This window comes from Pseudoalteromonas ruthenica (assembly GCF_008808095.1).
Classification (GTDB): Bacteria; Pseudomonadota; Gammaproteobacteria; order Enterobacterales; family Alteromonadaceae; genus Pseudoalteromonas; species Pseudoalteromonas ruthenica.
In genome coordinates this window covers 447,893-471,716 of sequence record NZ_CP023397.1, presented here as the reverse complement: position 1 = coordinate 471,716, position 23,824 = coordinate 447,893, and the positions used below count along the sequence as shown (strand labels likewise).

21 protein-coding genes are annotated in these 23,824 nt (G+C 48.7%); 5 read left to right on the top strand and 16 right to left on the bottom strand.

Annotated features, from left to right (window positions below):
* Nucleotides 1-61: 61 nt before the first annotated feature.
* Genes PRUTH_RS17275 through galU form a run of 14 tightly spaced genes read right to left on the bottom strand, consistent with a single transcriptional unit; the run spans nt 62 to nt 14,966 of the window.
* Complete coding sequence (locus PRUTH_RS17275) at nt 62-796, bottom strand: WecB/TagA/CpsF family glycosyltransferase (RefSeq protein WP_022945848.1); 735 nt, start codon at nt 794-796, stop codon at nt 62-64.
* A 9-nt stretch (nt 797-805) separates the two neighbouring features.
* Nucleotides 806-1,828 (bottom strand): acyltransferase family protein, encoded by a 1,023-nt coding sequence (locus PRUTH_RS17270; RefSeq protein ID WP_151174023.1) that lies wholly within the window; start codon nt 1,826-1,828, stop codon nt 806-808.
* Entirely contained in the window at nt 1,825-3,033 is a 1,209-nt protein-coding gene (locus tag PRUTH_RS17265; RefSeq protein WP_151174022.1) for an aspartate-semialdehyde dehydrogenase, read from the bottom strand. The genes PRUTH_RS17270 and PRUTH_RS17265 overlap by 4 nt, the downstream gene beginning before the upstream one ends.
* The gene (locus PRUTH_RS17260; RefSeq protein WP_151174021.1) at nt 3,023-4,102 is read right to left on the bottom strand and encodes a glycosyltransferase family 4 protein; all 1,080 of its coding nucleotides are present in this window, start codon (nt 4,100-4,102) and stop codon (nt 3,023-3,025) included. Before PRUTH_RS17260 ends, PRUTH_RS17265 begins: the two co-directional genes overlap by 11 nt.
* Nucleotides 4,103-4,104: 2 nt before the next feature.
* Complete coding sequence (locus tag PRUTH_RS17255; RefSeq protein ID WP_138589053.1) at nt 4,105-5,430, bottom strand: phenylacetate--CoA ligase family protein; 1,326 nt, start codon at nt 5,428-5,430, stop codon at nt 4,105-4,107.
* Entirely contained in the window at nt 5,431-6,438 is a 1,008-nt protein-coding gene (locus PRUTH_RS17250) for a polysaccharide deacetylase family protein (protein ID WP_151174020.1), read from the bottom strand. It lies immediately after the preceding gene.
* Nucleotides 6,438-7,280, bottom strand: a complete 843-nt coding sequence (locus PRUTH_RS17245) for an AAC(3) family N-acetyltransferase (protein WP_151174019.1) — start codon at nt 7,278-7,280, stop codon at nt 6,438-6,440. The genes PRUTH_RS17250 and PRUTH_RS17245 overlap by 1 nt, the downstream gene beginning before the upstream one ends.
* Nucleotides 7,264-8,511 (bottom strand): VpsF family polysaccharide biosynthesis protein, encoded by a 1,248-nt coding sequence (locus PRUTH_RS17240; protein WP_151174018.1) that lies wholly within the window; start codon nt 8,509-8,511, stop codon nt 7,264-7,266. Before PRUTH_RS17240 ends, PRUTH_RS17245 begins: the two co-directional genes overlap by 17 nt.
* Complete coding sequence (locus PRUTH_RS17235) at nt 8,504-9,922, bottom strand: lipopolysaccharide biosynthesis protein (RefSeq protein ID WP_151174017.1); 1,419 nt, start codon at nt 9,920-9,922, stop codon at nt 8,504-8,506. Before PRUTH_RS17235 ends, PRUTH_RS17240 begins: the two co-directional genes overlap by 8 nt.
* Nucleotides 9,912-11,063, bottom strand: coding sequence for a VpsD family glycosyltransferase (locus PRUTH_RS17230; RefSeq protein WP_151174016.1), 1,152 nt, complete (start codon nt 11,061-11,063; stop codon nt 9,912-9,914). Before PRUTH_RS17230 ends, PRUTH_RS17235 begins: the two co-directional genes overlap by 11 nt.
* Nucleotides 11,060-11,605 (bottom strand): serine O-acetyltransferase, encoded by a 546-nt coding sequence (locus PRUTH_RS17225; protein WP_138542793.1) that lies wholly within the window; start codon nt 11,603-11,605, stop codon nt 11,060-11,062. Before PRUTH_RS17225 ends, PRUTH_RS17230 begins: the two co-directional genes overlap by 4 nt.
* The gene (gene wecC, locus PRUTH_RS17220) at nt 11,605-12,858 is read right to left on the bottom strand and encodes a UDP-N-acetyl-D-mannosamine dehydrogenase (RefSeq protein WP_151174015.1); all 1,254 of its coding nucleotides are present in this window, start codon (nt 12,856-12,858) and stop codon (nt 11,605-11,607) included. Before wecC ends, PRUTH_RS17225 begins: the two co-directional genes overlap by 1 nt.
* Before the next feature lie 11 nt (nt 12,859-12,869).
* Nucleotides 12,870-14,003: a non-hydrolyzing UDP-N-acetylglucosamine 2-epimerase gene (wecB, locus tag PRUTH_RS17215; RefSeq protein ID WP_151174014.1), complete on the bottom strand. Its 1,134-nt coding sequence runs from the start codon at nt 14,001-14,003 to the stop codon at nt 12,870-12,872.
* Between the two features lie 36 nt (nt 14,004-14,039).
* On the bottom strand, nt 14,040-14,966 hold the full coding sequence (galU, locus tag PRUTH_RS17210) for a UTP--glucose-1-phosphate uridylyltransferase GalU (RefSeq protein WP_045978959.1): 927 nt from the start codon (nt 14,964-14,966) through the stop codon (nt 14,040-14,042).
* A gap of 292 nt (nt 14,967-15,258) precedes the next feature.
* Here galU and PRUTH_RS17205 point away from each other — a divergent pair, with 292 nt between their 5' ends.
* The 5 genes from PRUTH_RS17205 to PRUTH_RS17185 all read left to right on the top strand — a co-directional run bounded on the left by PRUTH_RS17205 (nt 15,259) and on the right by PRUTH_RS17185 (nt 21,355).
* Nucleotides 15,259-15,861 (top strand): transglutaminase-like cysteine peptidase, encoded by a 603-nt coding sequence (locus PRUTH_RS17205; RefSeq protein ID WP_022945834.1) that lies wholly within the window; start codon nt 15,259-15,261, stop codon nt 15,859-15,861.
* A 22-nt stretch (nt 15,862-15,883) separates the two neighbouring features.
* Nucleotides 15,884-17,845 (top strand): bifunctional diguanylate cyclase/phosphodiesterase, encoded by a 1,962-nt coding sequence (locus tag PRUTH_RS17200; RefSeq protein ID WP_170269012.1) that lies wholly within the window; start codon nt 15,884-15,886, stop codon nt 17,843-17,845.
* Nucleotides 17,846-17,862: 17 nt separating this feature from the next.
* Nucleotides 17,863-18,351: a hypothetical protein gene (locus PRUTH_RS17195; protein WP_151174012.1), complete on the top strand. Its 489-nt coding sequence runs from the start codon at nt 17,863-17,865 to the stop codon at nt 18,349-18,351.
* A gap of 14 nt (nt 18,352-18,365) precedes the next feature.
* Nucleotides 18,366-19,715: an O-antigen ligase family protein gene (locus PRUTH_RS17190; protein WP_022945831.1), complete on the top strand. Its 1,350-nt coding sequence runs from the start codon at nt 18,366-18,368 to the stop codon at nt 19,713-19,715.
* 146 nt (nt 19,716-19,861) lie between these two features.
* Nucleotides 19,862-21,355, top strand: a complete 1,494-nt coding sequence (locus tag PRUTH_RS17185) for an FG-GAP repeat domain-containing protein (protein WP_170269010.1) — start codon at nt 19,862-19,864, stop codon at nt 21,353-21,355.
* 57 nt (nt 21,356-21,412) lie between these two features.
* Here the strand turns inward: PRUTH_RS17185 and PRUTH_RS17180 are convergent, their stop codons facing one another.
* Nucleotides 21,413-22,861 (bottom strand): SLC13 family permease, encoded by a 1,449-nt coding sequence (locus PRUTH_RS17180; protein WP_151174010.1) that lies wholly within the window; start codon nt 22,859-22,861, stop codon nt 21,413-21,415.
* A gap of 11 nt (nt 22,862-22,872) precedes the next feature.
* The gene (locus tag PRUTH_RS17175) at nt 22,873-23,820 is read right to left on the bottom strand and encodes a porin (protein WP_138548839.1); all 948 of its coding nucleotides are present in this window, start codon (nt 23,818-23,820) and stop codon (nt 22,873-22,875) included.
* Nucleotides 23,821-23,824: the final 4 nt, after the last annotated feature.

Sequence of the window (23,824 nt, the reverse complement as noted above, 5' to 3'; positions counted from 1 at the left end):
TTTAACTAACTTATCTATAATAAACATTTAACCATGAACAACGGGTTAACTATAAGCGCTGTCATCTATTTGTCATGCGCTCTTTCATTAACAAATAAGCGAAGCGGCTATTGGTAACAAGGTAGCGCTTCCACATTCGTCCGGGTTCTTGCAAAACGCGATATAGCCATTCCAACCCCGCATTTTGCATCCACTTTGGCGCCCGCTTTACCTTACCGGCAACAACGTCAAAAGTGCCGCCAACGCCCATAACAAAGTTGACCCCGAGCTGGTCTTGCCAGCGGTTGATAAAGTTCTCTTTTTTCGGCGAGGTGATGGCCACAAAAAGTAGCTGTGCACCGGATGCCTTGATTTTCTCAACCACAGCCTGCTCATCATCCCAAAAATAGCCATGGTGATACCCCGCTACATTTAATTGCGGATTTTGCTTTTGCACCACCTCAGCTGTACGAGCCACCACTTCGGGTTTAGCGCCAAGTAAAAACACACTGAATTGTTGCTCGGCGCTCATTGCCAATAGCTCATGGAACAGGTCAACGCCCGCGACGCGCTCTGGTATGTCATGACCACAGGCTCTTGCTCCCCATACCACACCCATGCCATCAATATTGATGATGTCACAAGCTTTAACTGAGTCAGCGAGTTCAGCATCACGTTGCATATTGACCAATTTGGCGACATTAACCACCACGTGCTGAAGAAAGTGCCCGCCCTTAATATGATCGCGGATCACCGTTACCGTCTCCGTCATTGTGGCGCTATCCATAGGGGCATTTAAAAATTGAATTCTTTTCATGATTTCTCCTTAATATCCGGCAATATAGCGGCTGTATCGCTTGCCGATAAGCCGTTGGCCAATAGTGAGCGCAGCGCACGCAAGCGCAAGACACAGCGCCATTGCGACCACGGAGCTAAGTACATAGCTAATGTGTGCCAAGGGTTTGGTAAGTAGATACAGCTCGTAGGTAAACAAGCCGTGAATAAAGAAGATGCCAAAGCTCATCATCGCCAATTGTGACAGCGGCTTGAGTAAACTGGGGTGTCGTTGCAACCACTGCTCTACGCGTAAATCGCTTAATAACAATAACAACACGCAACTGAGCATCGCTTTTTGCACAAACAGCCAATCAACAGCATAAAACCCTAAGCGTGGATGGTGGGCATTGCCAAACTGCTGTAAGTGCAGGCTTTGATATAGCCATACGCCAATAGCAGCCACAGCTAAGCTGACTATCAATGCTGTCGATACTGATCGACAGCGGTGCAGCTTTTCACAGCTCAAACCCAGTAAAAAAGCAGGCAAAAAATAGAGTAAATTATGTGCGAGATGGGTCAGCTCTTGCGGACGCCCAATACGCATGGAGAGGTAGCATAAGGGGATTAACACTAGGGCCTGCAACCACAGCGACTGAGCATGATACAGTTTGAGCATTGGCGTAAGCGAGAACATCACCATAATAAAGGGCACATACCAAAGCGGGAATAACGCTCCCCCTAAGCCCACCTCTATAAGCTGATAATCCTGGCAGTACAAACCTAAGGTGCATTTAGAATACGCTTTGGTAAGCGCCAACAAAGAGATGCACACAAAAGGTGGAATCAACAGCGCCTCTTTCTTGCGCATAAAATCAGTCCAGCGCTGCTTCGGCCAGCTGATATGCGCCGCTAAAAAAGCGGACAAAGCAACAAAGAATACCGATGAGTTAGCGACCAAATTTTTATATAGATAGTCGACGGCAGTTTTGTCCTCGCCCATCAAAGAGGTGTGCTGCGCGACGACCAAAATAATCGCCAGTGAGCGCATTGCGTCAATCCCAGCAAGCCTCACGCTGCCTCCTGCTCAACGCGGGTACGCTGCTGCACAAGCGCCAATTCACTAAAGCTGTAATACACCCAGGCCTGGGTCCAACGCATATAATTGACTTTATTGGTGTAGCGTTTGCCTTTTTGATACACAAAACGGCCACTGCGCTGCTCGTAGAGCAACTCCACGCTGCGAGTGAGTATTTTACCCGCCAATGCCAGTTGCTCGGCATTGGGGTTAACCTTTAGCAAAGTTAATAGCGCCTGGCAGACGCTGTGCATATCCAGTGGGTAGGGATTATCGTGATAGTACTTCGCCGTGCCTTGGCTATCAAACAAGTGCTCAGTATAAAACTGCAAACCACGTTCTATCGCCGCGTCAAACTCTGTCGTTTGCAATTGCGAACGCACAATATCCAACGCCTCGAGGTTATATCCGGTGTGAAAGCCGTCAATGAACTGATGATGATGACGTGTTCCATAGACCCACGCGCCCTGCTCATTTTGTGCCTGTACTGATTGTCGCGCAACCTGCAAGGCTAAGTCGCCGTATAAGCTGTCATCATAGTACGCAGCGTAGGTCGCCACCCAAGCCGCTGCCCACAAACTGGCATTGTGTACGAATGCCGACTCACCTGGAATATAGGCAAAATAGCATTGCTCTCGCCCCTGTTCGTCCGTGGTCTGCGTATATAAATGGTCTACCATAAAGTGGGCGCTTTGCATTGCACACTGTGTGTACTTATCTTGCTTCGTCACTTGCCCAAAAGCATGTAAAGCTTTGGCAACATACAGGGTGGTGATCACATTGGGCTTGCCTTTGGGCACATAAAACGCCCGGGCATTCCAGTCAAAGTGATAGCCCCAGCAAGGCGCTCCCCACTGCTGCTCATCGCATTTCTGCGTAAGTAACCAGTCGGCTAAACGTTGTGCTTCATGCACGTACTTTTGCTCACCACTGCGCTGATAATCATTCACCAAGCCTAAGATAAATAATGCCACGCCTTTGGGGTTGCGTTTCTTGGGCACCAAGCATAAGGGTCTGAAGTTGATGGGCGAGCGTTTGAACAGCTGCGTCCATGCCAGTCCAAATACGCCCTTGCGCAACATAGGAGCAACAGAAAACAGTCGGCTGTTCAGGCCATCAAAAGGGTCATAGCCGGCATAATCATCCGCTTGCGCTAAATTTAAAGTTTGCTGAGCCAGTGTGTTAGCAGTTTCAGTGTTCATCGTGTAGCTCCCTGTACAGGGCGTCTAACTGCGGGATCACCGCTTGCTTGGAAAAGTTGTCTTCAAAGCGTTGTTTCGCATTAGCGGCTAATCGCGCGTTAAGGCCACGATCGCCAATGGCATTGATGAGCAACTGGGCCAACGCTTTAACGTCACCGGCAGGACACATCAATCCGCTATGTTGATGTTGCAAGGCGTCAGGTATGCCTCCGGCATTGGAGGCGACCACGGCTTTTTGCGCAGACATAGCCTCGAGCACCCCCATAGGGAAGCCTTCGTTGTAGCTAGGCAGGCAATAAATATCCGCTCGCGCAAGATAGTCGAGCTTTTGTTCACCACTGATCCACCCTAAAAAGCTAACATCCTGCTCTAACCCTAATTCAGCAACCTGAGCTTTAAAGGTGGCCATATCACCATCGCCACCGAGTGCTAAGCGTGCGTTAGGACACTGTTTTTTTACCTCAGCAAATGCCGCAATTAAATCTCCAACCCCTTTGCGCTGGCCTAGACGGCCCAAAAATAGAATCAATCCAGGCTCAGTGCGCTCAGTCCCTAATTGCAAAGAGTCCACGGCGTTGTATATCACTTGTACTTTACTGGGGTCATTAACTAAGCTCTCAACCCAGCTTTGCCACTGTGTGGAGAGCACAATCACCTTATCAGCGAGCTCGTAGGTATGACGAATATGGGCTTGTTTTTGGGTGTCACATTCGTTTTCGAAGAATTCACGAAATTCGGCGCCATGCAAATGCAACACAACCTTCACTCGAAAGCGTTTTAGCAATCTAATAAGCAGCGATTTGCGTTGATAACTGCCCCGCGATGCCATATGAATATGCGCCACCGCCACACGGGAGCTCAATAAAGTCCACGCTGTTTGGATATAGGCGAAGAGAAAAGTAAACAGCCGTTTTAGGCCCAACTTTGACGTGTCACGCTGATGGGTGGCGATATGCTTTACATGCCAACGGGAGAAAAACCCCGAAGATTCCAACGTATGCAAGACCGTAGCTATACCGCCTTGGCCGCCTCGCGCGGTGGCTAACGTAATGTTTTTGTACTGTTTCATCCTCATTCCTCAATGCTACAAAGCGCTTGGCGTACTTTGCCCGATGCGGTTTTTTCTAGTTGCGATACCGGTGTTACTTTCACCTGCATGCTTTGACCCAAGCGCTCCTTGGTATTGCTTATTAATTGCTGGCGCTGGTGCTCATCAAAGCGCCTATCATCTATTTGCACTCTAACCTCGACCGCGCCTGGGCGATGTTGCACAAACTGACACCCTAGTAAGCCGTCAACCCCTTTAGGAATATGGTTAAGCACGTAGACCTTCTGGCCTTGTTCAGCCACCAAGTAATCCCCTTGGCGACCCTCAATGGCGCTGATAACAGGATAATGACGACCACAGGGACAGCTTTGTTCATCGCTCAGCTGGACAAAATCGCCCGTGCGATAGCGAATGAGTGGAAATAAAGAGTTGTTAAGGTTGCTTCCGATCAGTTCATAACGATTACCATCGATATGGTGCAACTCAACTTCAGCGTAATCGTTGAGAAGGTGATAGTTACCATGCTCACAATTGGCGATCGCTGCAACACGCTCAAATAGACCATACCAATCAAATACTTTGCACTTAAAGCGTGACTCAATCAGGGCTCTGTCTTCGGCGCTTAAAGATTCTGATGAGGTGATGACTGACTTTAATGGCGCCGGGTAATAGGTATCACAACTTTGTAAATATTTTGCCAAGCTGACAATCGACGACGGGTAGGCTTGGATAACATCGACACCAAACTCCACCATGGCGTCAATGTAACTCGCCATATTAGCTGTGGTTAAATGGAAGGAAGACAGCATGATCATATCTTCGAACCACGAATAACGCCAAAACGGCGCCTTTCGTTGCTCACCTGGGACGATCATATCTCCGCGAAGCCACGCTCGCTTATCTCCTTTTTGGTACCCCGCCCACTGTCGGTGGCGATTAGTAAAAGCTCGCTCACGCATGACCGATTCTTTCGATTGGTAAATCACTAAAGGACTGCCTGTGGTGCCACTGGTTGCCCCTTTGATCTTGACCCCTTGATGTTCGGAGTCTAGAAAATCACGATGCTGAGCTTTAACAGTGGCTTTATCAATCACACTGTATTGCCCTAAATCAGTGCCTTTATCGCGATAAAAAGGGACTCGGCGAGCCGCGTGTGTAAGCATCTTTTTAAGCCGCGCTTGGCGATAGGCGTCGCATTTGTGCACATCGTATTGCAACTGTTCAAGCTGCGCTGTTAGCGAGCGAGTGTGTCGGTTATCCCGCAGCTTCTGACGTAAACCACCATAGACCGAGGCCAATACATTTTGCAGCCAAATCGGACTGCGCTTGTACATACGAGAGGTATACATTTACACCGTCTCCCGCGCATCTGAGAGAGTGATAAATTGACCCTGACGCTGTGCTCGTTTAAGCGTGTATGCAAATGGAGAAAACCATGAATAGTCTTTGGCATGTCCAATAAGTACGGTGGTAGACAAGCACTTTTGCTGCGCCAAAGCTAAAAATCGCTGTACTTGTGCTCGGCTACTTAGACACACATCGAAGTTACTGTTTGTCAATTTATTTGGCTGCAAAGGGGCAGCCGGCTTAACGCTACGTTGATAACCAATACGCTTTAATTTTTTATTAAATAACCGCGTGTATAGACGCGCCAAAGAGATTTTTTCTGCCAATGAGCTGCGTAGCGTAAGCAGCGGGTACTCGATGACTTGTGTAGGCTCATCACTGCCGGGCATGGGCTGGGGCAAGAATGAGTCACAGTCGGTGTAGTCGTATTGACACAAGGCCTTATTGGCGTAAAAACCCGGGCACAAAGATGATTCAGTATCAAAGCCTGCAGCGCTTAGTGCTTTCACACTCTGCGGATTAAAGCCGATATTGTAGCCACCTGCACGAAATGCATGACAACGATATTCGCTGTTGAGGGGCTGAATTAATGCTTCCAGAAAGGCTTTACCGGCGAGCAATAAATCAAACTGACCTGGGGTGCCATCAGCACTGGTGCGATAAGGCAAGGCAGAAAATCGCCACCAGTCAAAGTTGAGCTGCCATTGTCCTTGACGGCACTGTGCTTGATACCATTGAGGGTGCAGGTGTAATTGTAAGTCGTGACCTAGAGACACCATACGCTGGAGCTGGGCTTTAATATGCTTGGCATCGTCGATAAAAAGAGGATTGCCGCTGTCGGCTTCTTTAAAAATCGCTTCGAGCTCAAGATATTCGATGAAAAAAGTAGCGCGTATTCCCAGCCGTTGCATGGTTTTGAGCATTTTGTCTGTGGGCGCGACCAAGTGCTTAAGCACATCGCCCTTGCCACTGCCAAACAACTCATAATCAAACGTCAAAATGTACTTCATTAGCTCTTCTTCCTTGAGATGTTTTGCGCGAATAGCTGCTGGCATTTAGGCAACAGTTTAGAGTTGTCGATAGCATAACAAGGCGAAACTAAACGCTGACTTAAGGTAACCAATTGGGGACAATGCAAATCAAAAAATGTGCTCGACTCCATCAGCGGCTCGCGAATGTCATGCACAAAAGTGGTTACGCGATGTTGTTTGCCTTCATGAATCACCGTTGCTGCAAAGGACTTGTCGCCATAGAGATATCCCAGATCTTGCTCGTACAGGTCTTCAGCGCAGTGCACCATCGAACAATTACGTACGCCCAAACCGATGGACTTGGAGTGATCCAATTGTGCCAGCAAGTAATAGGGGCTGTGCGCATCATAAGGCGTCTGGCTACGCTGGTGATGAGCGGTAATTAATCGGCTATGTTGGCCCCAAGCGGCAACGGCTTTGATAGGGTGGATACTGATGTGACTGTGCTCATCATCAGCTAGAGTTTGCGCCAATACCCCGGTGCCACAACGCACATGTGCGCTATCAAAAATACGCCCGGCCTTTAGCCAATCTTGCGACAACCCTGGCGGGTAAAATGGCATGGCCAAGATACCTGTAGGGCCGACAATTTGCTTTAGTAGCTCGAGCAATTGCTGGGGAGTAAAATCAGCATGCAAAAACCCAAAACCACAGTGCACTAACAATGCATCCCCTTGCGCTATCTGCAAATCATCGAGCAACACCGCTCGCATCTGCGCCAGCGTGGTTTTAGGTTGCGCGTTTAAAGCCTGACGTTGGCGACGGTACTTTATTTGCCGTAAATGGGCATAAATAGACGATGACTTAAGTCGCGCAAGCATGGCTAGTTCCTTGGGCCCGAATCGATTTTTGGGCTTTTTGTTGAAGTTTTAAAGCACAGAACAAGGCACAGTAAAGTAGTAACAATACCGGTGTTTTTGTTGTTAATGAGTTATTGGTTACCCCCACAATCATAAACACACCAATCGCGGTACGGCTGACTAAGTTCCCGTGATAAAAGAAATAACCTAGGGGCAAGAAAGCGGCGATAAAAAGCGGCACAGCACCAATCAAGCCAAAATTAAAAATCCATCCTACGAGGTAGTTTTCAATAACCGAGATATCAATATAAAACTCGATAGCAGCCATCAAACTCGCTGAAGCGCCGAACACCCATTCTTTTGGGCTCAACTGCTCAAGCAGATAAAACACATCTAAACGCGCTGTAGCACTGTGATCGATATACATTTTCGAAGCGATACGTTCCGTGATCCCCGACTCGATAAGCACCACAATAAAAGCAATAAAGGCGAAATAGCCGAGCATCATAAGTACCGCTAGGTACCGCCTGTCAACGGCCACACCACGGGTTAAAAATCGCCACAATGCGGGCACGGCACACACTAAGGCGCCAAGGCAAAAGAGTGCTAACGCTGCCCGCCCACCAAAAGCAAACAGCGCCAAAATCACTAGGCCGATATAAGCAAAAGCCGGGAGTCGAGTGTAGGAGCAGAGCAACAAGGCTAAAGCCACGGTGATCAGGGCATTGTTCAGGGGGTGTGTCATCAATGCGGTTGAGCGAAAAAAAGCAAAGGAGTCAAACTCAACGCTTACAATACGAGTATTTAATACATACTCCCCCACGGCAAGTAAGGAATTAAACAGCAACAAGTAAGCAAGTAGCACCAAAATACGCTGCAACTGCGAGTGTGATAGTTGCGCGAGTAGCACTAACAACAACAATGGCGCTAAAAAGGTATTAACCATATAGGCCATGCCTGACGTGCCTTGTGTGGCTAAGCCATAGACGATAACAGCGCTTAGAGCGATAAATGACCACCACCAAATAGACGCTAATTGACCTAATTCAGCAACACTTGCTGCCATGCCTCTGCTCAACACCAATAACCCAAATAACGCCAGTAAAATGTATGCATAAAGGTGTATTTTAACCACCGGCGAGCCGCCTTCTGATACGTAGGCGATACCGAGATTTTCAAGCAGGTAGCCACCGAGTACCACTGCACTGAATAAGGCTAATTGTAGGTATTTTACTAATTTAATCTCAGACACTGCGCCGCCTCCAGTTGAGGCGTTGGCTACGTATAGCGAAAGTATTGAGTAACCAGTACATCAGCGCATAGGTCGTGATCCCTACCAGTACACCAATAACAAGCTGCTGCCAAGGCGCAAGTGATACAAGGTTTTTCAACAATGTATAAAGCACTGCGCCCATCACCGTTGTCGCCAGTAGCGTTTTATAAAGCTGTGCTGGCCAAGTAAAGTGGTAACGGTAATAACGCCCAGTTATCAACGACAGCAACGCTGCGACACACATAGCAATAAGCAACGCCAATGCAGCACCTAACGCACCTAGCTTGGGTACCCATGTAAACGCTAAAGCGAGCTGCAAGGCAAAGCCCACAGCAGTGATCAGCGGTAGCCATTGAGTGCGCAACCTAAACTGTAAGCCATGGTCTAAATAGTGGCCGCGTAGATTCAAAATAAAAGTGGCGGCGGCGATAGCATAAAATACGCGTAAATCTAGCTGCTGATAGCGCTCACCTAAAAACACAGTGATCAGCGGCTGTGCCAGTAAACACAGCCCGGTCAGCGCCGGTATCGCTAACGCACACAAATACCCACCATAGCGGCTATGGGCCTGACGCAATTGCTGCGGTTTGTCGGTGAGTTTAGTCAGCTCTGGATACAACGGCAGTGCCACGACCATAAACACCAGTGCCATTAAGCCCACTAACAAGTTGGCTATGCCGGCGTAGAGCCCAGCTTGCTCTAACGAGGTAAGCTGAGCAATGACGATACGGTCACTGCGTGTTGCCAATACTCCGAGAGCACCAGTAAACATAAAAGGTAAACCATAGTGCAGAAACTCTCGGCGCAGCACCGGTGTGCCCTTATGTCCCTGAGGGTTTCTACGCAAAGTAAATAACAAGGCGATGGCGTTACTCGCTACCAAAGCAATTAAGGCGCTATGCAGGGCACCATCAAACCATAGGCAACCTAAGGTAAGCACCACGGATAACACCGCTTGGGTCAAGGTTGCATAACGATAACGATTAACTTGCTCACACACTCGAGCGCGCTCAAGGTAGTAGGTGTATGTTCCTTTGGCAACGAACAGCAGAGCAACCCAAAGCATGTTGCTCCATGAGAACAGCGAAAACACCCACAAGCACAAGGCTACAACCAGTACTGCTACCGCTGCAAATAACCATAACAACGAGCTACTGAGGCACAAAAGCTGCTCACGCTCTGGACTTTGTGCACTGGGGTAAAAGCGTAGCAGTGCAGTATTAATCCACTGCGCAAACATAGAGCGTGTGCTTTCCATGATCACCAGCAGTACTGCCAAAAGACCGTATTCGCTTACCGTGAGAAACCGAGTTTGTATGGCTATGAGCGCAAACACACTCAATGCTGAAAATATCTGTACTGGGGCGTAGCTGAGTAACTTATTGAACACCCGCTAGCTCCTTGTACAACTGCTGATACTGGGCATTGACTCGTTGCGCCGAAAAAGCGTCGGCGATGAGCTGAGGCTCAGCACTGCCCCTACCCTCGAGCACCTGACTAACTCTTTGCACCGCAGCGTCGATATCATTGCTATCGATAAAGGCGCCACCCGCACTGATGAATAACTGTGGCTGCTCAGCCAATACACCCACGCGCGTCGAGACCACGTTAAGACCAGCAGCGACCATTTCCAAGGGGGCCAAGCCAAAAGTTTCCTCTTGTGAACAAAACAAGCCCACATGTGCTTTGGCATAATGCTGCGCCACTTCAGACATTGACAAGGCACCGGTAAATTGCACGTTAGTCGAGATCCCAAGCCGCTCGATTTGAGCGTCTAACTCCGCTTTATAGTCATGATCACGTACCGGGCCGATAATGCACAAATTCACCTCACGGCTTTGATTTAGCTTCGCCACAATATCTATAGCGACATGAATGCCTTTTTTCCGGTGGATCATTGCACAGGTCACTAAGGTGGGGGTGTTAAACTTCTCTACCGACGCTGTATTTACGGCAAAAAAAGTGGGATTAATGGGGTTTGCAACGACCTCTGCATTTATTCCTGTTTGCTGGGCAATACACTGTCGCAGCTGCTCGCCTACACAGGTAACTTTATTCGCCCTATGGCGTGACAAGCTCGGCAGAATACGCTCATAGAGCAAGTCATTGAGCATCGACACTGACTTACGCCCTAACTTTCCAAACGAATGCACTGTCACCATTTTCGCAATGTGTTTGGGCACGCCAAGCAACAGCGACCAATAGTGACTGTGCACCACATCCGCACGGTGCGCCCGGCAAAACTTGCGCACTTGCCAGCACTGATGAATCACGCCAGGTACTGGCACTCCCGCGATCTTGCCCTTGCTAGGTACAAAGGTCACATGCACTTGTTCGCTTAAGCGATAACGCGTGAAATACTCTGCTGAAGACTGACCAACTTTCAACGCGAGCACTTCATACTGACACCCGGGCGTTGGCGTCGTTATGAGTGCTTGCAATAACTGCTGGCACACACTATCGACGCCCCCGGCGTTATCGCTGCCCCAGTCAATGGTGCTTAACGGTGCAACAATCACTACTTGGGTCATGAATTAACCTGCACTGGATTTGCAATATAGGTTGCCTCACCATGTTCGCGCACCACTTTAGCCGGGTTTCCGACTACGGTGGCATGCGCAGGTACATCCTTGATCACCACAGCTCCCGCGCCTACCTGAGCACCATCGCCAATGTGTACGTGTTCAACCACACTGGTGTGTGGTCCTATGTATACATTGTCACCAATATGCGCTGCGTGACCATGGTTTGAACCAATCACGGTATAAGGGCTTAAATTACAGTTAGCGCCAATTTTAGCGCTGGCATTAACAATAATGCCGGTGCCATGACCTAAGTACAGCCCAGGCCCGACCTGCACTTCCTTGGGCAACTGAATCTGATACCGTACTGATAAATGTTTATGCATCAACCGCGCAAAGCCGCGCACCAGGGTACTGCGAGCACGACACAAGCGAAACCAAAACACATAGTTGAACGAGGGGTTCACTAATAAATGCTTGATCAGTAACACCCTAGAAACCCGCCCGGTTTGCCGATATAAATCGGCCTTAATGAGCTGCTTAGGTGTCATCACGCTAACACACCTCGGGTATCAATCACCACTTTACGGGCAAACTCGGTTTTGTCGGCATTTTTAAATTGCTTATGATCAACCAGTACAACGACGATATTTGCAAGCTCTAGCGCCTGCTCCAGGGAGGTCAGTTCAACCCCTTGGGCACCAAGGTGACTAGGAAGCTCATCGATGTTCGGTTCAACAGCCAAAACGGCACCGATTTGCTGTTGCGCTAAGTCACTGACAATGTCTAAAGCGGGGCTTTCACGTAAATCGTCTATATCAGCCTTAAATGACAGACCAAGGCAAGCAATAACCGGGCGCTTAAACTCATCCGCCGCTTGCTTTATTTGCTCAACCACATAGCTTGGCTTGCCGTCATTGACCAAGCGCGCTTGTTTAATCAGCTTTGCCTGCTCGGGAGCACTGCTAACAATAAACCAAGGGTCGACTGCGATGCAGTGACCCCCCACCCCTGGACCGGGATTAAGGATATTGACGCGGGGGTGGCGATTGGCCAAGCGAATGAGTTCCCACACGTTGATTTTTAGCTTGTCACAGATCAACGATAATTCGTTGGCAAAGGCGATATTCACATCGCGGAAAGAGTTTTCGGTTAACTTAGCCATTTCTGCGGTGCGTGCATTAGTGATAATACACTCGCCGCGAACAAAGTTTTCATACAGCTCAACCGCGCGTTTTGAGCATGCTTGCGACATACCACCAATGACGCGGTCATTGGAAACTAGCTCCTGTAGTACATAGCCAGGTAGTACACGCTCTGGACAATGGGCGATTTTAATATCTGCGTTGTCACCCACTTGCTGTGGAAAGCTCAAATCTGGACGCGCTTCGCTTAACCAAGCAGCGAGTTGTTCGGTGGCCCCAACCGGGGAGGTCGATTCAAGAACCACTAGATTGCCTTTTTCCAACACCGGCGCAATCGCTTTGGCCGCACTTTGGATATAACTTAAATCGGCCTCCACTGGTCCACTGTCATTATCTTTAAAGGGAGTGGGCACCGCGACCATAAACCCATCCGCTCGCTGAGCTTCGGTCGTCGCACGCAGGTTGCCGGTGGCAACCACACCGCGTACCACAATGTCTAAATCAGGCTCAACGATGTGGATTTTTCCCTCATTGATGGTATCCACTGCTTGCTGATTTACATCAACGCCAATGACATTAATGCCACGCGAGGCGACAACGGCGGCGGTAGGCAGGCCAATATAGCCCAAGCCGATAACTGAAACTGTTTCAAAATTCATAGTAACTATCCTTATTGGGCATGAAAGTGAGCGCCGATGGCATCGGCAATACGTTGACTGGCTTGACCATCACCGTAGGGGTTATGAGCACGGCTCATGCGCTGGTAGGCCTGCTCATCAGTCATTAAACGTTCAACGGCAGTGAAAATGGTTTGCTCGTCAGTGCCTACCAGCTCGACTGTGCCCGCCGCCACCGCTTCTGGGCGTTCAGTGGTATCACGCATAACTAATACAGGTTTCCCGAGGCTTGGAGCCTCTTCTTGAACGCCGCCAGAGTCAGTTACAATAAGGTGCGCACGATTCATTAAATAAACAAAGGGAAGGTAATCCAATGGCTCAATAAGTGAGATATTTTCCAAGCCTTGGAGCAGACGATTAACCGGCTCACGCACTTGCGGATTCATGTGCATAGGATAAACAATCCGGCTTTGTGGAAAGCGCTTAGCGATACGCGCCAATGCCTGACAAATACGCTCGAAGCCGCCACCGAAACTTTCTCGGCGATGCCCGGTCACTAAAATCACTTTCTCATCTGCGGCCAATGCCAATTGCTGCTGCAACTGTTCGCTAAGACTTGGCTCGGTATTGACCTTATCGACAACATCCAGCAACGCATCAATCACCGTATTACCGGTTACGTGCACGTTGCTCGGGTCAATATTTTCCTTCAGTAAGTTGTTCTTTGAAGTGTCTGTTGGCGCAAAGTGCAGCTGCGCCAAAGCGCCTGTAAGCTTACGGTTCGCCTCCTCAGGCCACGGCGAATATAAATTCCCGGTGCGCAGCCCGGCCTCTACATGGCCGACGGGAATTTGCTGATAGAACGCCGCCAAACTCGCCGCAAAGGTGGTGGCGGTATCACCATGCACTAAGACGATATCGGGTTTAAATTCATCAAGCACAGGAGCTAAGCCCTGCAAAATGCGACATGTCACATCATTGAGTGACTGCCCTTTTTGCATAATGTCGAGATCATAGTCGGCTTTAATGGCAAAAAGAGCCATAACTTGATCGAGCATTTCTCGGTGTTGTGCCGTGATACACACGCGCGCTTCAAAGCGAGAGTCATTCGCCAAGGTTTTCACTACCGGCGCCATTTTGATTGCCTCAGGACGTGTACCAAATACACTCAGTACCTTAGTGGCCATATAAATCCTCTAATTTTTTAATTCGCTTAACAGGTGTTATGCCGATGCGCTGGCACTGTGCTTGGCTTGCTCGATAGCTAACATGCTTTCCAGTGCAGCTTGAAATTCGCTGCCAAACTGTTGGCTGCGCATGGCATAGTGCACATTGGCAATCATGTATCCGAGTTTAGAGCCACAGTCATGAGAGCGACCCTTCAAATGGAATGCCTCCACGGTTTGAAGTTGGCGAAGCTGATGGAGGGCATCGGTTAATTGGATTTCGCCACCGGCTCCTGGGGGCGTGTGTTCGAGCAGATCCCACGTTTGCGCACTGAGCACATAACGGCCGGTTATCGCCAAACGGCTTGGCGCTTGTTGCTGTGAGGGTTTCTCTACCATGTCACGAATAACAGCGCTGTCACCCGCGTGAATAGTCTTACCGTCAATGTCAACGATGCCATATTTGTCAACATCAGTGGCTGCTACAGGCTCAACCATGATTTGCGAATGCTCACTGTGCTCATAACGTGCAATCATCTGCGCAAGGTTTTCGCTGCGCAAATTACACGCAAACTCATCAATAATCACATCAGGCAGTAACACCGCGAACGGGTTTTCACCAACGATCGGACGCGCTGCTAATACCGCATGGCCTAATCCTAGCGGCTTGGCTTGGCGTACTGAAATGATAGTGACATCGTCTGGCACAATGCTGCGCACCTCTTCGAGCAAGCTACGTTTGACTCGTTTTTCCAACGTTGCTTCGAGCTCAAAGCTGGTATCAAAGTGATTCTCTACTGAATTTTTTGAGGAATGAGTCACCAGCACAATTTCCTTGATCCCCGCCTCAACGGCTTCACGGACCACATGCTGGATAAGAGGTTTGTCCACTAATGGGAGCATCTCTTTAGGGATGGCTTTGGTCGCTGGGAGCATACGTGTTCCGAGACCGGCGACCGGTAATACCGCCTTTTGCACTTTCATATATATTTCCTTTGAAAACGGTGTGAGTGGCAAAACACTCAGTGAGCCCACTCCGTCCTTGGCACTGCACATCTAGTCGATAAGTACTAAACATTGTACTTGTTAACAAATAGATTTCAATAACTAGCACCAAAGAATTAGATTAAGTTTTTATTTCGCGTGTACCTGCTGTACATTTAAGTGATATCATTCTGGGAATGAACGCAAACTTATAAGGGACTGCAAAATTGTAACCGGAATCAAAACAGCAGTAAGATTTGCTGTCGCAGTCGCCTTAAGTTGCACGGCTGCATTGACCTACGGACAATTGTTGCAGCCGCAGCAGCTCGTTGAGTACGTGCAAAATAAAGGGAACATTAGCGCATCAAGGCGGGCCCAACACTGGCTAGAGATGCTTGTTATGCAGCAACATGCAGATGCATGGCGCCAGCTGCAGAGCGTCAACCAGTTCTTTAATGACGTGGTGGCCTACCAAAGTGACGAAACGCTGTGGCATCAAAGTGACTATTGGGCCACACCGGCTCAACTGCTGATCCAAGGTGCCGGTGATTGCGAAGATTACGCCATCGCCAAGTTTTTTACCTTGGTTAGTTTAGGCATCCCCGATGAGCAGCTACGCTTAATGTATGTGCGCCATTTAACGCTTGATCAACCACATATGGTAGTGCTGTATTTTGATGGTCAAGATGATGAGCCTTACGTACTTGATAATTTTGATAATCGTATTGTCAAAGCCAGTGAACGCGAAGATTTAAAACCGATTTATAGTTTCAATGGCCAAGGATTATGGTTGGCTAAAGCGCAAAACCTCAGTGGCCAAGCCACTGGCAGTCGAGTGTCTGCTTGGGAGGAGTTGATTAAGCAGATCGAACAGGAATCAGCGAACAAGGAGTGAAAAGTCAATGAACAAACCAAGGATGAGTTTACAAACTCAAGTCTACGCCCTCATCGTGTTACTGGGAATAATCACTTTTGCAGTGAAGTTAAAGCTTAGTAGCGAACAAACCCAAGCCTTTTATCAGCAACAAATGGCGACTCACGCTCGTGATACCGCGACCAGTTTAGGTCTGGCTATTTCACCCTATTTAAATGAGCGCGATATGATGGTGGCACGCACCATGGTTCAAGCTATTTTTGACTCTGGTTACTATGCTCAGATAGAGCTTAAGGATGATCAAAGTAAGTCGCTTGTTAACCTCAATCACAACCCCGAAATACACGGGGTGCCATCATGGTTTATGCGCCTATTTCAGCTCACAGCACCGACCTACACCAAGGAGCTCAATAGTGGTTGGAAAGTGGGTGGCTTTTTAAGTGTCACCACGCATCCAGGCGCTGCATACATCGAGCTTTGGCAGCAGGTGAAACAAGCGGCAATCAGCTCAGCAATGATTTTAGTGATTGCCCTGAGTCTTGCTTATTTGGTGCTGCGCTCGGTATTCAGGCCACTGCGAAAAGTAGAACAGCAGGCACAGCGCATTGGCCAGAAACAGTTTGTTCAAAACAACGCGAGTCCGAAATCTCGAGAGCTGTTCTCAGTCACAAAAGCGATGAATGACATGGTGACAAGTATTCAGCGTACCTTTGATGCATTAACCAAACAAAGCGATGCCTACTACCGCCAAGCGTATCGTGATGAGTTAACTGGATTGGGGAATCGTCGCGCCTTTGATAATCAACTTAGCGCAGTGACTGAACAGCTGCAAGATGAGCATACCCACAGCGTGGCAATGGTCACCTTGCCTAGCCTGCAATTAATTAATGAACATCATGATTACCGTCAAGGTGACGCCTACGTGCTCGCGGTGTTGGAAGTCATCAAACGCTACCTCGCCCACCTAGGTGACTACCATATCTATCGCATTAGCGGTGGTACATTCACTATTCATATGCCCTACCCTTGCGACTTTGTTGCTGAAACATTATCGCGCTTGCACCACAGCCTTCAAAAAGAGCAACACCATCGTTATGAGAAGGGCTTTGCACATCTGAGTATCGCCTCCGTTAACAGCTGCAGTACCGTGGGCATTATACTTAGTGAACTGGATACCGCCATTTCAACAGCAAGCCCTGACAAGCCGGCAATGTGTCAAACACACAATTTAGTGCAATCGCAAAGCCAGTGGCGAGAGACCATTGTGAGAATTATCGAGCAAGGTAATTTTAGTTACTCATTTCAACCCGTTCGCAAACAACAACAGCAGCAAGCTCATTATTTTGAGACCTTTGTGCGCATTAGCGACCAAGGGAAGTCTATTGATAACCAACAACTATTCGCCATGGCTGAGCGCCTCGGCTTGGCGTGTGAGTTAGAGAAAAAGCTATTCCAAGCTTTTATTAACTTTCGTAATACTCATACGGAGTTAGCCCTTGCAGTAAACCTAAGTAAAGAGGCGTTTTACAATGAAGATTTTATTACTTGGGTGTGTCGTCAGGCTCATCATTACGGGTGCTTACGCCACAACACGGTGTTAGAAATAGGTGAAGCCACCCTATTGGCCGATATCGCCATGGCCAAGAATGTGTTGGCGCGACTGAAAGCATTCAATATTAAAGTGTGTATAGAGCACTTTGGTTCCAGCCTTACCTCATTTAGGTATCTGCGTGACCTCAATATAGATTACGTGAAGGTGGATGCAGCCTATACCAAGGACTTACAGCAGAACGATGATGCACTTGCTTTGTTACGTTCCATTGTCACCACTTGCACAGGAATTGGAATAAAAACAATTGCCTGTCATATCGAAAACGCGGTGAGCTTTGACAAAGCTATGCAGCTGCAGTTTGACGGTCTGCAAGGAAACTACATAAAGCCGCCAATGCAATTAGAAGAAGGCCCCGAACAGGCTATCTTCAACTTTCAAACACGAACATTATAGCGATAAAGGAGTAGATCATGAAAAAGACCGGTTTAGTGCTGTGCATAGGGATGATATGCGCCATGATGATAGGCAATGCGCACGCTGTCGAAGCGACCGCTAAAAGCGATGCGATTATTACTGAGGCTATCGACCAAGGGCAGCCACTCAGTGAACAAATTACCGCACTTATGAGCCGCTACCCAGCATTAAATGCGGCTTTGGTTAATTCTGCTATCACTGCTGTTGGGGCTGATACCCGCGCAGCCAATGAGCTATTTTCCCGAGCCCTAGTCCACGTGGGCGTGACCTCAGATGAGGCCATGAACATCGTTGCAGCGGCGCTCAGTGCGGGCATGAACCCTGATAATGTGACCGCGTTAGCTATTGCCAACAATATGGACGCAACCTTAGTGTCACAAGCAACTGCAGCAGGGCCGGCAACTGCCCCAAACTTCGCACCATCCCCCATCGTCGGTCTCGGTGGTTCAGGCGGGGATGGCGGAATTTCTGAGTCGAACCAATAAGCGTTGATTCTTCAGTGTTAAGCCTGTCTCTGAAGACATCCGAAAGCTCGGATAATCGCCTTAAAGCGCATGGTTCACGTGCTATCTTTGCGCTGCTACTCATCATCTTATTTATAGCCCCCTTTGTATTAGGGGGCTTTCGTCTTTGGGCCAGTGCATTATTGTGCCTAGCTATCGCTGTAGTCAGCGCTTTGCATTGTGCTTATGCTGTGACGACTCAACAACCGCTATGGAATATAAATAAGACGCACCGCTGGCTTATCATCCCCATGCTAAGTTGTGTGTTTGTAGTGGCTATGCAGGATGTACTAAAGTTGAGCGCCAGCCCCGGTGCGACCAGGCATGCTTTGCTGGTCACGGTAGCACTGACCCTCTACGCCGTTTTGCTGCTTACTTACTGCACTAGCTATCAACGATTGCGGGCACTGGTCGTGTTATTGGTGATAACTGGGTTGGTGCAGGCAAGTTATGCCTGTATTTTGGTGTTAAGCCCTGACTTACCTAGCCTAGTCTTACAGTGGCAGCGCAACGATAAAGCCTTCGGTAGTTTCACCTACCAGAACTTTTTAGCTAATTACCTTGGTTTGGTTTTAAGTTTAGGCGTTGGGCTCATCATAGCTCAGCTAAGCACTGGGCAAAATCCTCTCAGCTTTAAACGTCTGATCCAAGTATGGTTAAGCCCCAAATTAATGATTCGCTTAGCATTAATGGTTATGGTTATCGCGCTTATCCTGACCCGCTCCCGCATGGGCAATGCTGCTTTTTTCATTGCCTTGGCCTTAGCCTGTTTATTAGCACTGTTTTTCTACCGCAAGCCCTCAAAGCAATTTAAATGGTTAATTTTTAGTTTTTTCGTGCTTGATTTCATTCTTATTGGCGCACTGTTCGGGGTTTCCCAAGTGAAGGAACGTTTGAGTAACACCGCTTTGCTTTTCGAAAGCCGTGATGAAGTGCTTCGTGACGCATGGACACTGCTGTTCGAACACCCTTTTTTAGGTCATGGTGCGGGGAGTTTCTACACTGTATTTCCAAGTGTCCAACAAGGGCCCTACTCAGGCTATTACGATAACGCCCACAATGACTATCTGCAGTTTTTAATTGAGCTTGGTTGGCCTGCTAGCATTGCCTTGGCAGTGGCGATTGGTGGTTGCTTATGGGTCTCGGTACAAGTAATGAAAAAGCGCAGAACGCGGCTTTATCAGGGGCTCGCATTCGGAGCAATCGCCGCCATTATATTTATGTTATTGCACGCAAGTGTAGATTATTCTCTGCAAGCCATGGCCAATGCGCTCACTTTTATTACCGTGTTATGTATTGGGCTATTATGCAAAACCTTATCACCGCCCGTGCTTGCCCGTAATTAGCGTTTATACACTTACTTACATTTGAATGTTGGCGAGGCATTAAAAGTTATGTCACTGTAAAGAAGTCATCTTGGGCCTGTACTTGCGTGAGTCGCTGGCCCCAAGGTAAATACCAGTGACAATACATAACAATAATGAGGTTTAACGTGACAGGAAGACACTTGCCAATTAAAAGTGCCATCGCCGCACTGCTTTTGCTAAGCAAACCAGTATGGGCTGACGCTTTTAGTGAACACCATCTTGATGTTGACTTTAACATTACTCAGGCCCCTATTAGCGCCGATATTTCGCCTCATCCGGGTAAAGAGATAATCGCTATCGGCCGCAGCAGCGCCAAAGCACAGCAAGTGGCCGTTCTGGCGTTGGTTGACGGGACACTAACCCAGGTGGACCGCTTTGCCATTGGTGAGCAGTATTTTGCCTATGACATTGGCAACGACCCGCAGGGCAAACAGACCCTGTATTTCCTCGCCAAAGACCATGTTGGTCGTTATCAGTATCCACAAGGCCCTTCAGAGCCAAGGTTATTGTCCTATCTCGAAGTCAGCTCCGTATTCCAAATTCAACGCAGTAACTTTATGCGCCGCATGCCATTTATATTTGATTTTAATGGCGATGAAAGTGCTGATGTGATGCTGCCTAACTTTAATGAGTTACAGGTGTGGTTTAGCCAGCAAGATAAAGCGCACAAGCTCTCTAAATTGGCTATTACCGGCCAAAACGTATTAACTCGCGATGGCTTGAGTGTGACTCCGGCACAAACCTTTACCTTAGATATTAATAACGATGAGCGCATGGATATTGCTCATCTCACCCCCGGGCAGCTGCACATTTACACTGCTGCCAAGCGCCATTTTGACCATCAAACAGTGGCCATTCGCGAGGATATTCACGCCATCGACTGGTGGGATCAACTCGATGATGATGGCCGCTCTTTGGACCAAAGCGATCTCAACTACCGTAAGTTGGAACGCTTTGAAGACGTTAACGGCGATGCAATAGTGGATATGGTGGTGCGCTATACCCAAAGCTCCGGCGTGTTAGATAGAAAAAACGACTACGAGATATTTTATGGCAAAAACACCGCTGATGGCGAGCTTCGTTATGGTGTGCAGGCCGATACCACAGTGCGTGCAGAAGGAACGCTCACTGGCCTTGAACTGCAAGACATTGATGGTGATGGTCGCAAAGAAGTGATGGTATCCAGTTTTGAGTTAGGGGTCTCGCAAGTAGTCTCTGCGCTGCTAGCAAGTAGCATTGACCAAGACGTGCTGCTCTATCGCCAAAATGCGCAAGGACACTACCCGGAACAGCCGAGCATGGACTATGAAACCGAAATGGGCTTTAGTATCAGCAAAGGCCGCGCCAGCGAACCCTTGGTGAAACTCGCCGATATTAGTGGCGATGGCATTCTCGATTTACTACTTTCTGAGGACAGTGATGAGCTTATTTATCGCTTAGGTAACAAAGACGGCGGCTTCTCCCGCAAAAGCAGTCAAGATATAGCCTTGCCACAATCCGCAGCACAGATTAGCCATGCCGATATCAATGGCGATAACAAAGCCGACCTTATCGCCTATTATGGCAAACTCGATAGTGCCAAGCTGCACAAGCGCTTAACCCTATTGGTCGCTAAATAACTGGCTACGTAATCACAGGCAGCGCGTTATTTATGGCCGCGCTGCCTGAGAAAACCATTAAAAGTTAAGCACCATCGGCGCTATCACCAGAGTTACCAGCGTGATCAGCACAATAGCAATAATATTCAAAGCAAAGCCTGCACGGATCATATCGGTAATTTTTATCTCTCCCGAGCCAAATACAATCGCGTTCGGTGGCGTGGCCACCGGCATCATAAAGGCGCAACTGGCGGCAATGGCAGCGGGCACCACCCAGACTAAGGGTGTACCAGTAATCGACTCTGCCACCGGCCCAAGTAAAGGCAAAAACCCGGCGGCAGTCGCCGTATTGCTGGTGATCTCGGTTAGGAAAGTAATTAACGCGGCCACCACGAGAACGCTTATCACCAACGGCATAGCACTGGCCCCACTCAGCAGATTAGCGATGTAATCAGCCAAGCCTGAGCTTTTTATCTGCGCCGCTAAGGTCAAGCCGCCACCAAATAGCAACAAAATCCCCCAAGGCACGTTTGCTGCGTTTTGCCAGTCTAGAACCCGTTCTTGAGAGTGCTTTTCTGCCGGTAACATAAACAGTAGCAACGCCGCAGCAATAGCAATACCTGTATCTGATATCGCCAGTCCGGTGACATCACCGAGCACAGGGCGCAACACCCAACTCACCGCCGCTAAGGCAAAGACCGCGAGGACACTTTTCTCGGCCCGAGACATCGCTCCTAACTGCGCTAGTTGATTGCGAAACATGCCTTTGGTCTCTACTTGGCTGGCAGTTTTATCCACTTTATACATCACTTTCGTTAACCACAGCCAGGTTAACGTCAGCATCACTAGAGACAAAGGGACGCCTATCATCATCCAGGTAGCAAAGCCGATTTCGATATTGTAACTGTCGGCTAGATACGCAGCCATCAAGGCATTCGGTGGCGTGCCTATCAAGGTTCCAATACCCCCAATGCTAGCGCCATAGGCAATACTCAATAGCAGCGCCTTGGCAAAATTATCACATTGGCTGCCATTATCCTTTAATAAATGGACCACCGATAAAGCAATCGGTAGCATCATCACGGCTGTTGCGGTGTTTGACATCCACATTGATAAAAATGCGGTCACCGCCATCATCGCCATGATTTGCAAGCTTGGTTTGCTGCCCGCCAGCAATAAGGTAGTCAGAGCAATGCGTTTATGCAGCCCCCAACGCTCCATGGCAATTGACAGTAAAAAGCCGCCTAAAAAGAGGTAAATAAGAGGATGGGCGTAAGGAGCTGCAACCGCCTTAATCGGTGCAATCCCAGCCAAAGGCACAATCACCAAAGGCAGTAACGAGGTGGCCGGAATAGGCACCACTTCGCTGACCCACCAAGATGCCAACCAAATTGTTAAGCCGGTAGTGCGCCACGCGGCCATAGACATCCCCGCTGGTGGCTCGAGCAAACAGGTCAACAACATGACGCATGGCCCGAAGGCCAACAACAGTTGACCCCGAAGTTGAGTAAATTTCGAATCTGACATGCTAAGACCTCTTAGAATTTATATTTTAGTCCAATTGCAGTACTGGTATCGGAGACTTGGTTGAGCTCAAGTTTAGTCGCTAAAAAGTAAAAAGATGTTTGCTTATCAACTACGTAGTCAACACCCGCTGAAAGCTGCTCGCTATCGCTGTCGTGACGAAGCTGGCTGGTATCACGCGCATATTGCAATTTGGGTTGCCATGCGTCACTTGCATAATAGCGCAAACTCACAAGCACACTGTTGCCGTCTTTATCACCGGCTAAATTTTCACTGCGCTGCACCAGCACCCCACCTTGCAGTCGTTGCCATTGATACACCGCATTGACGCGCAACGCTTGAATATCAGCTAGGGCATCGGTGTAGCTTAGGGCTAAATAGTAAGGGGTCTGCTTTAGGGCGCGATCGCCATAACTCAATAAGGCGGCGACGCCGTTCTTTTCGGTTTTAGCGTCATCTTTCGGCGCAAAAGTCAGCGCCCATTGCCATTGCCCCCACTTTGGCGAGGTATAGGTAATGCTATCGGCAATACGGTCTTGACCGCCTATTGTTTGCGCTATGTCACTTTGGGTCTCATTGAATTGGTCAATTTTGCCCTCACTGTACTTAAAGCGGCTGTCATTACGGCCAAATAGCACCGTGCCATAAGCTGATTGCACTCCTAAGTAGGTGTTGCGTGCACTGAATGGCTCGCTGGTGTCGTCGCTTTCAAAGCCTTTCACCTGCACTTCGTATTTATATACCACTTGGGCTTGCGCACTGATATCGTGCTTGCCTTTTACGCCAATGCGCGAGAATGGCGCATCAATATGGGTGCCCTTATCGGTGTAACGCATCACCCCTTTATCGGTGTGCTCAAGTTGCACCTGTGCTTTACCATAAATGCTGTAGTCGCCGGCCGCAGCGCCATGTGCAGCCACCCCAAGTATCACGCATGAATATAATGTTATTGGTCTTATCATAGTG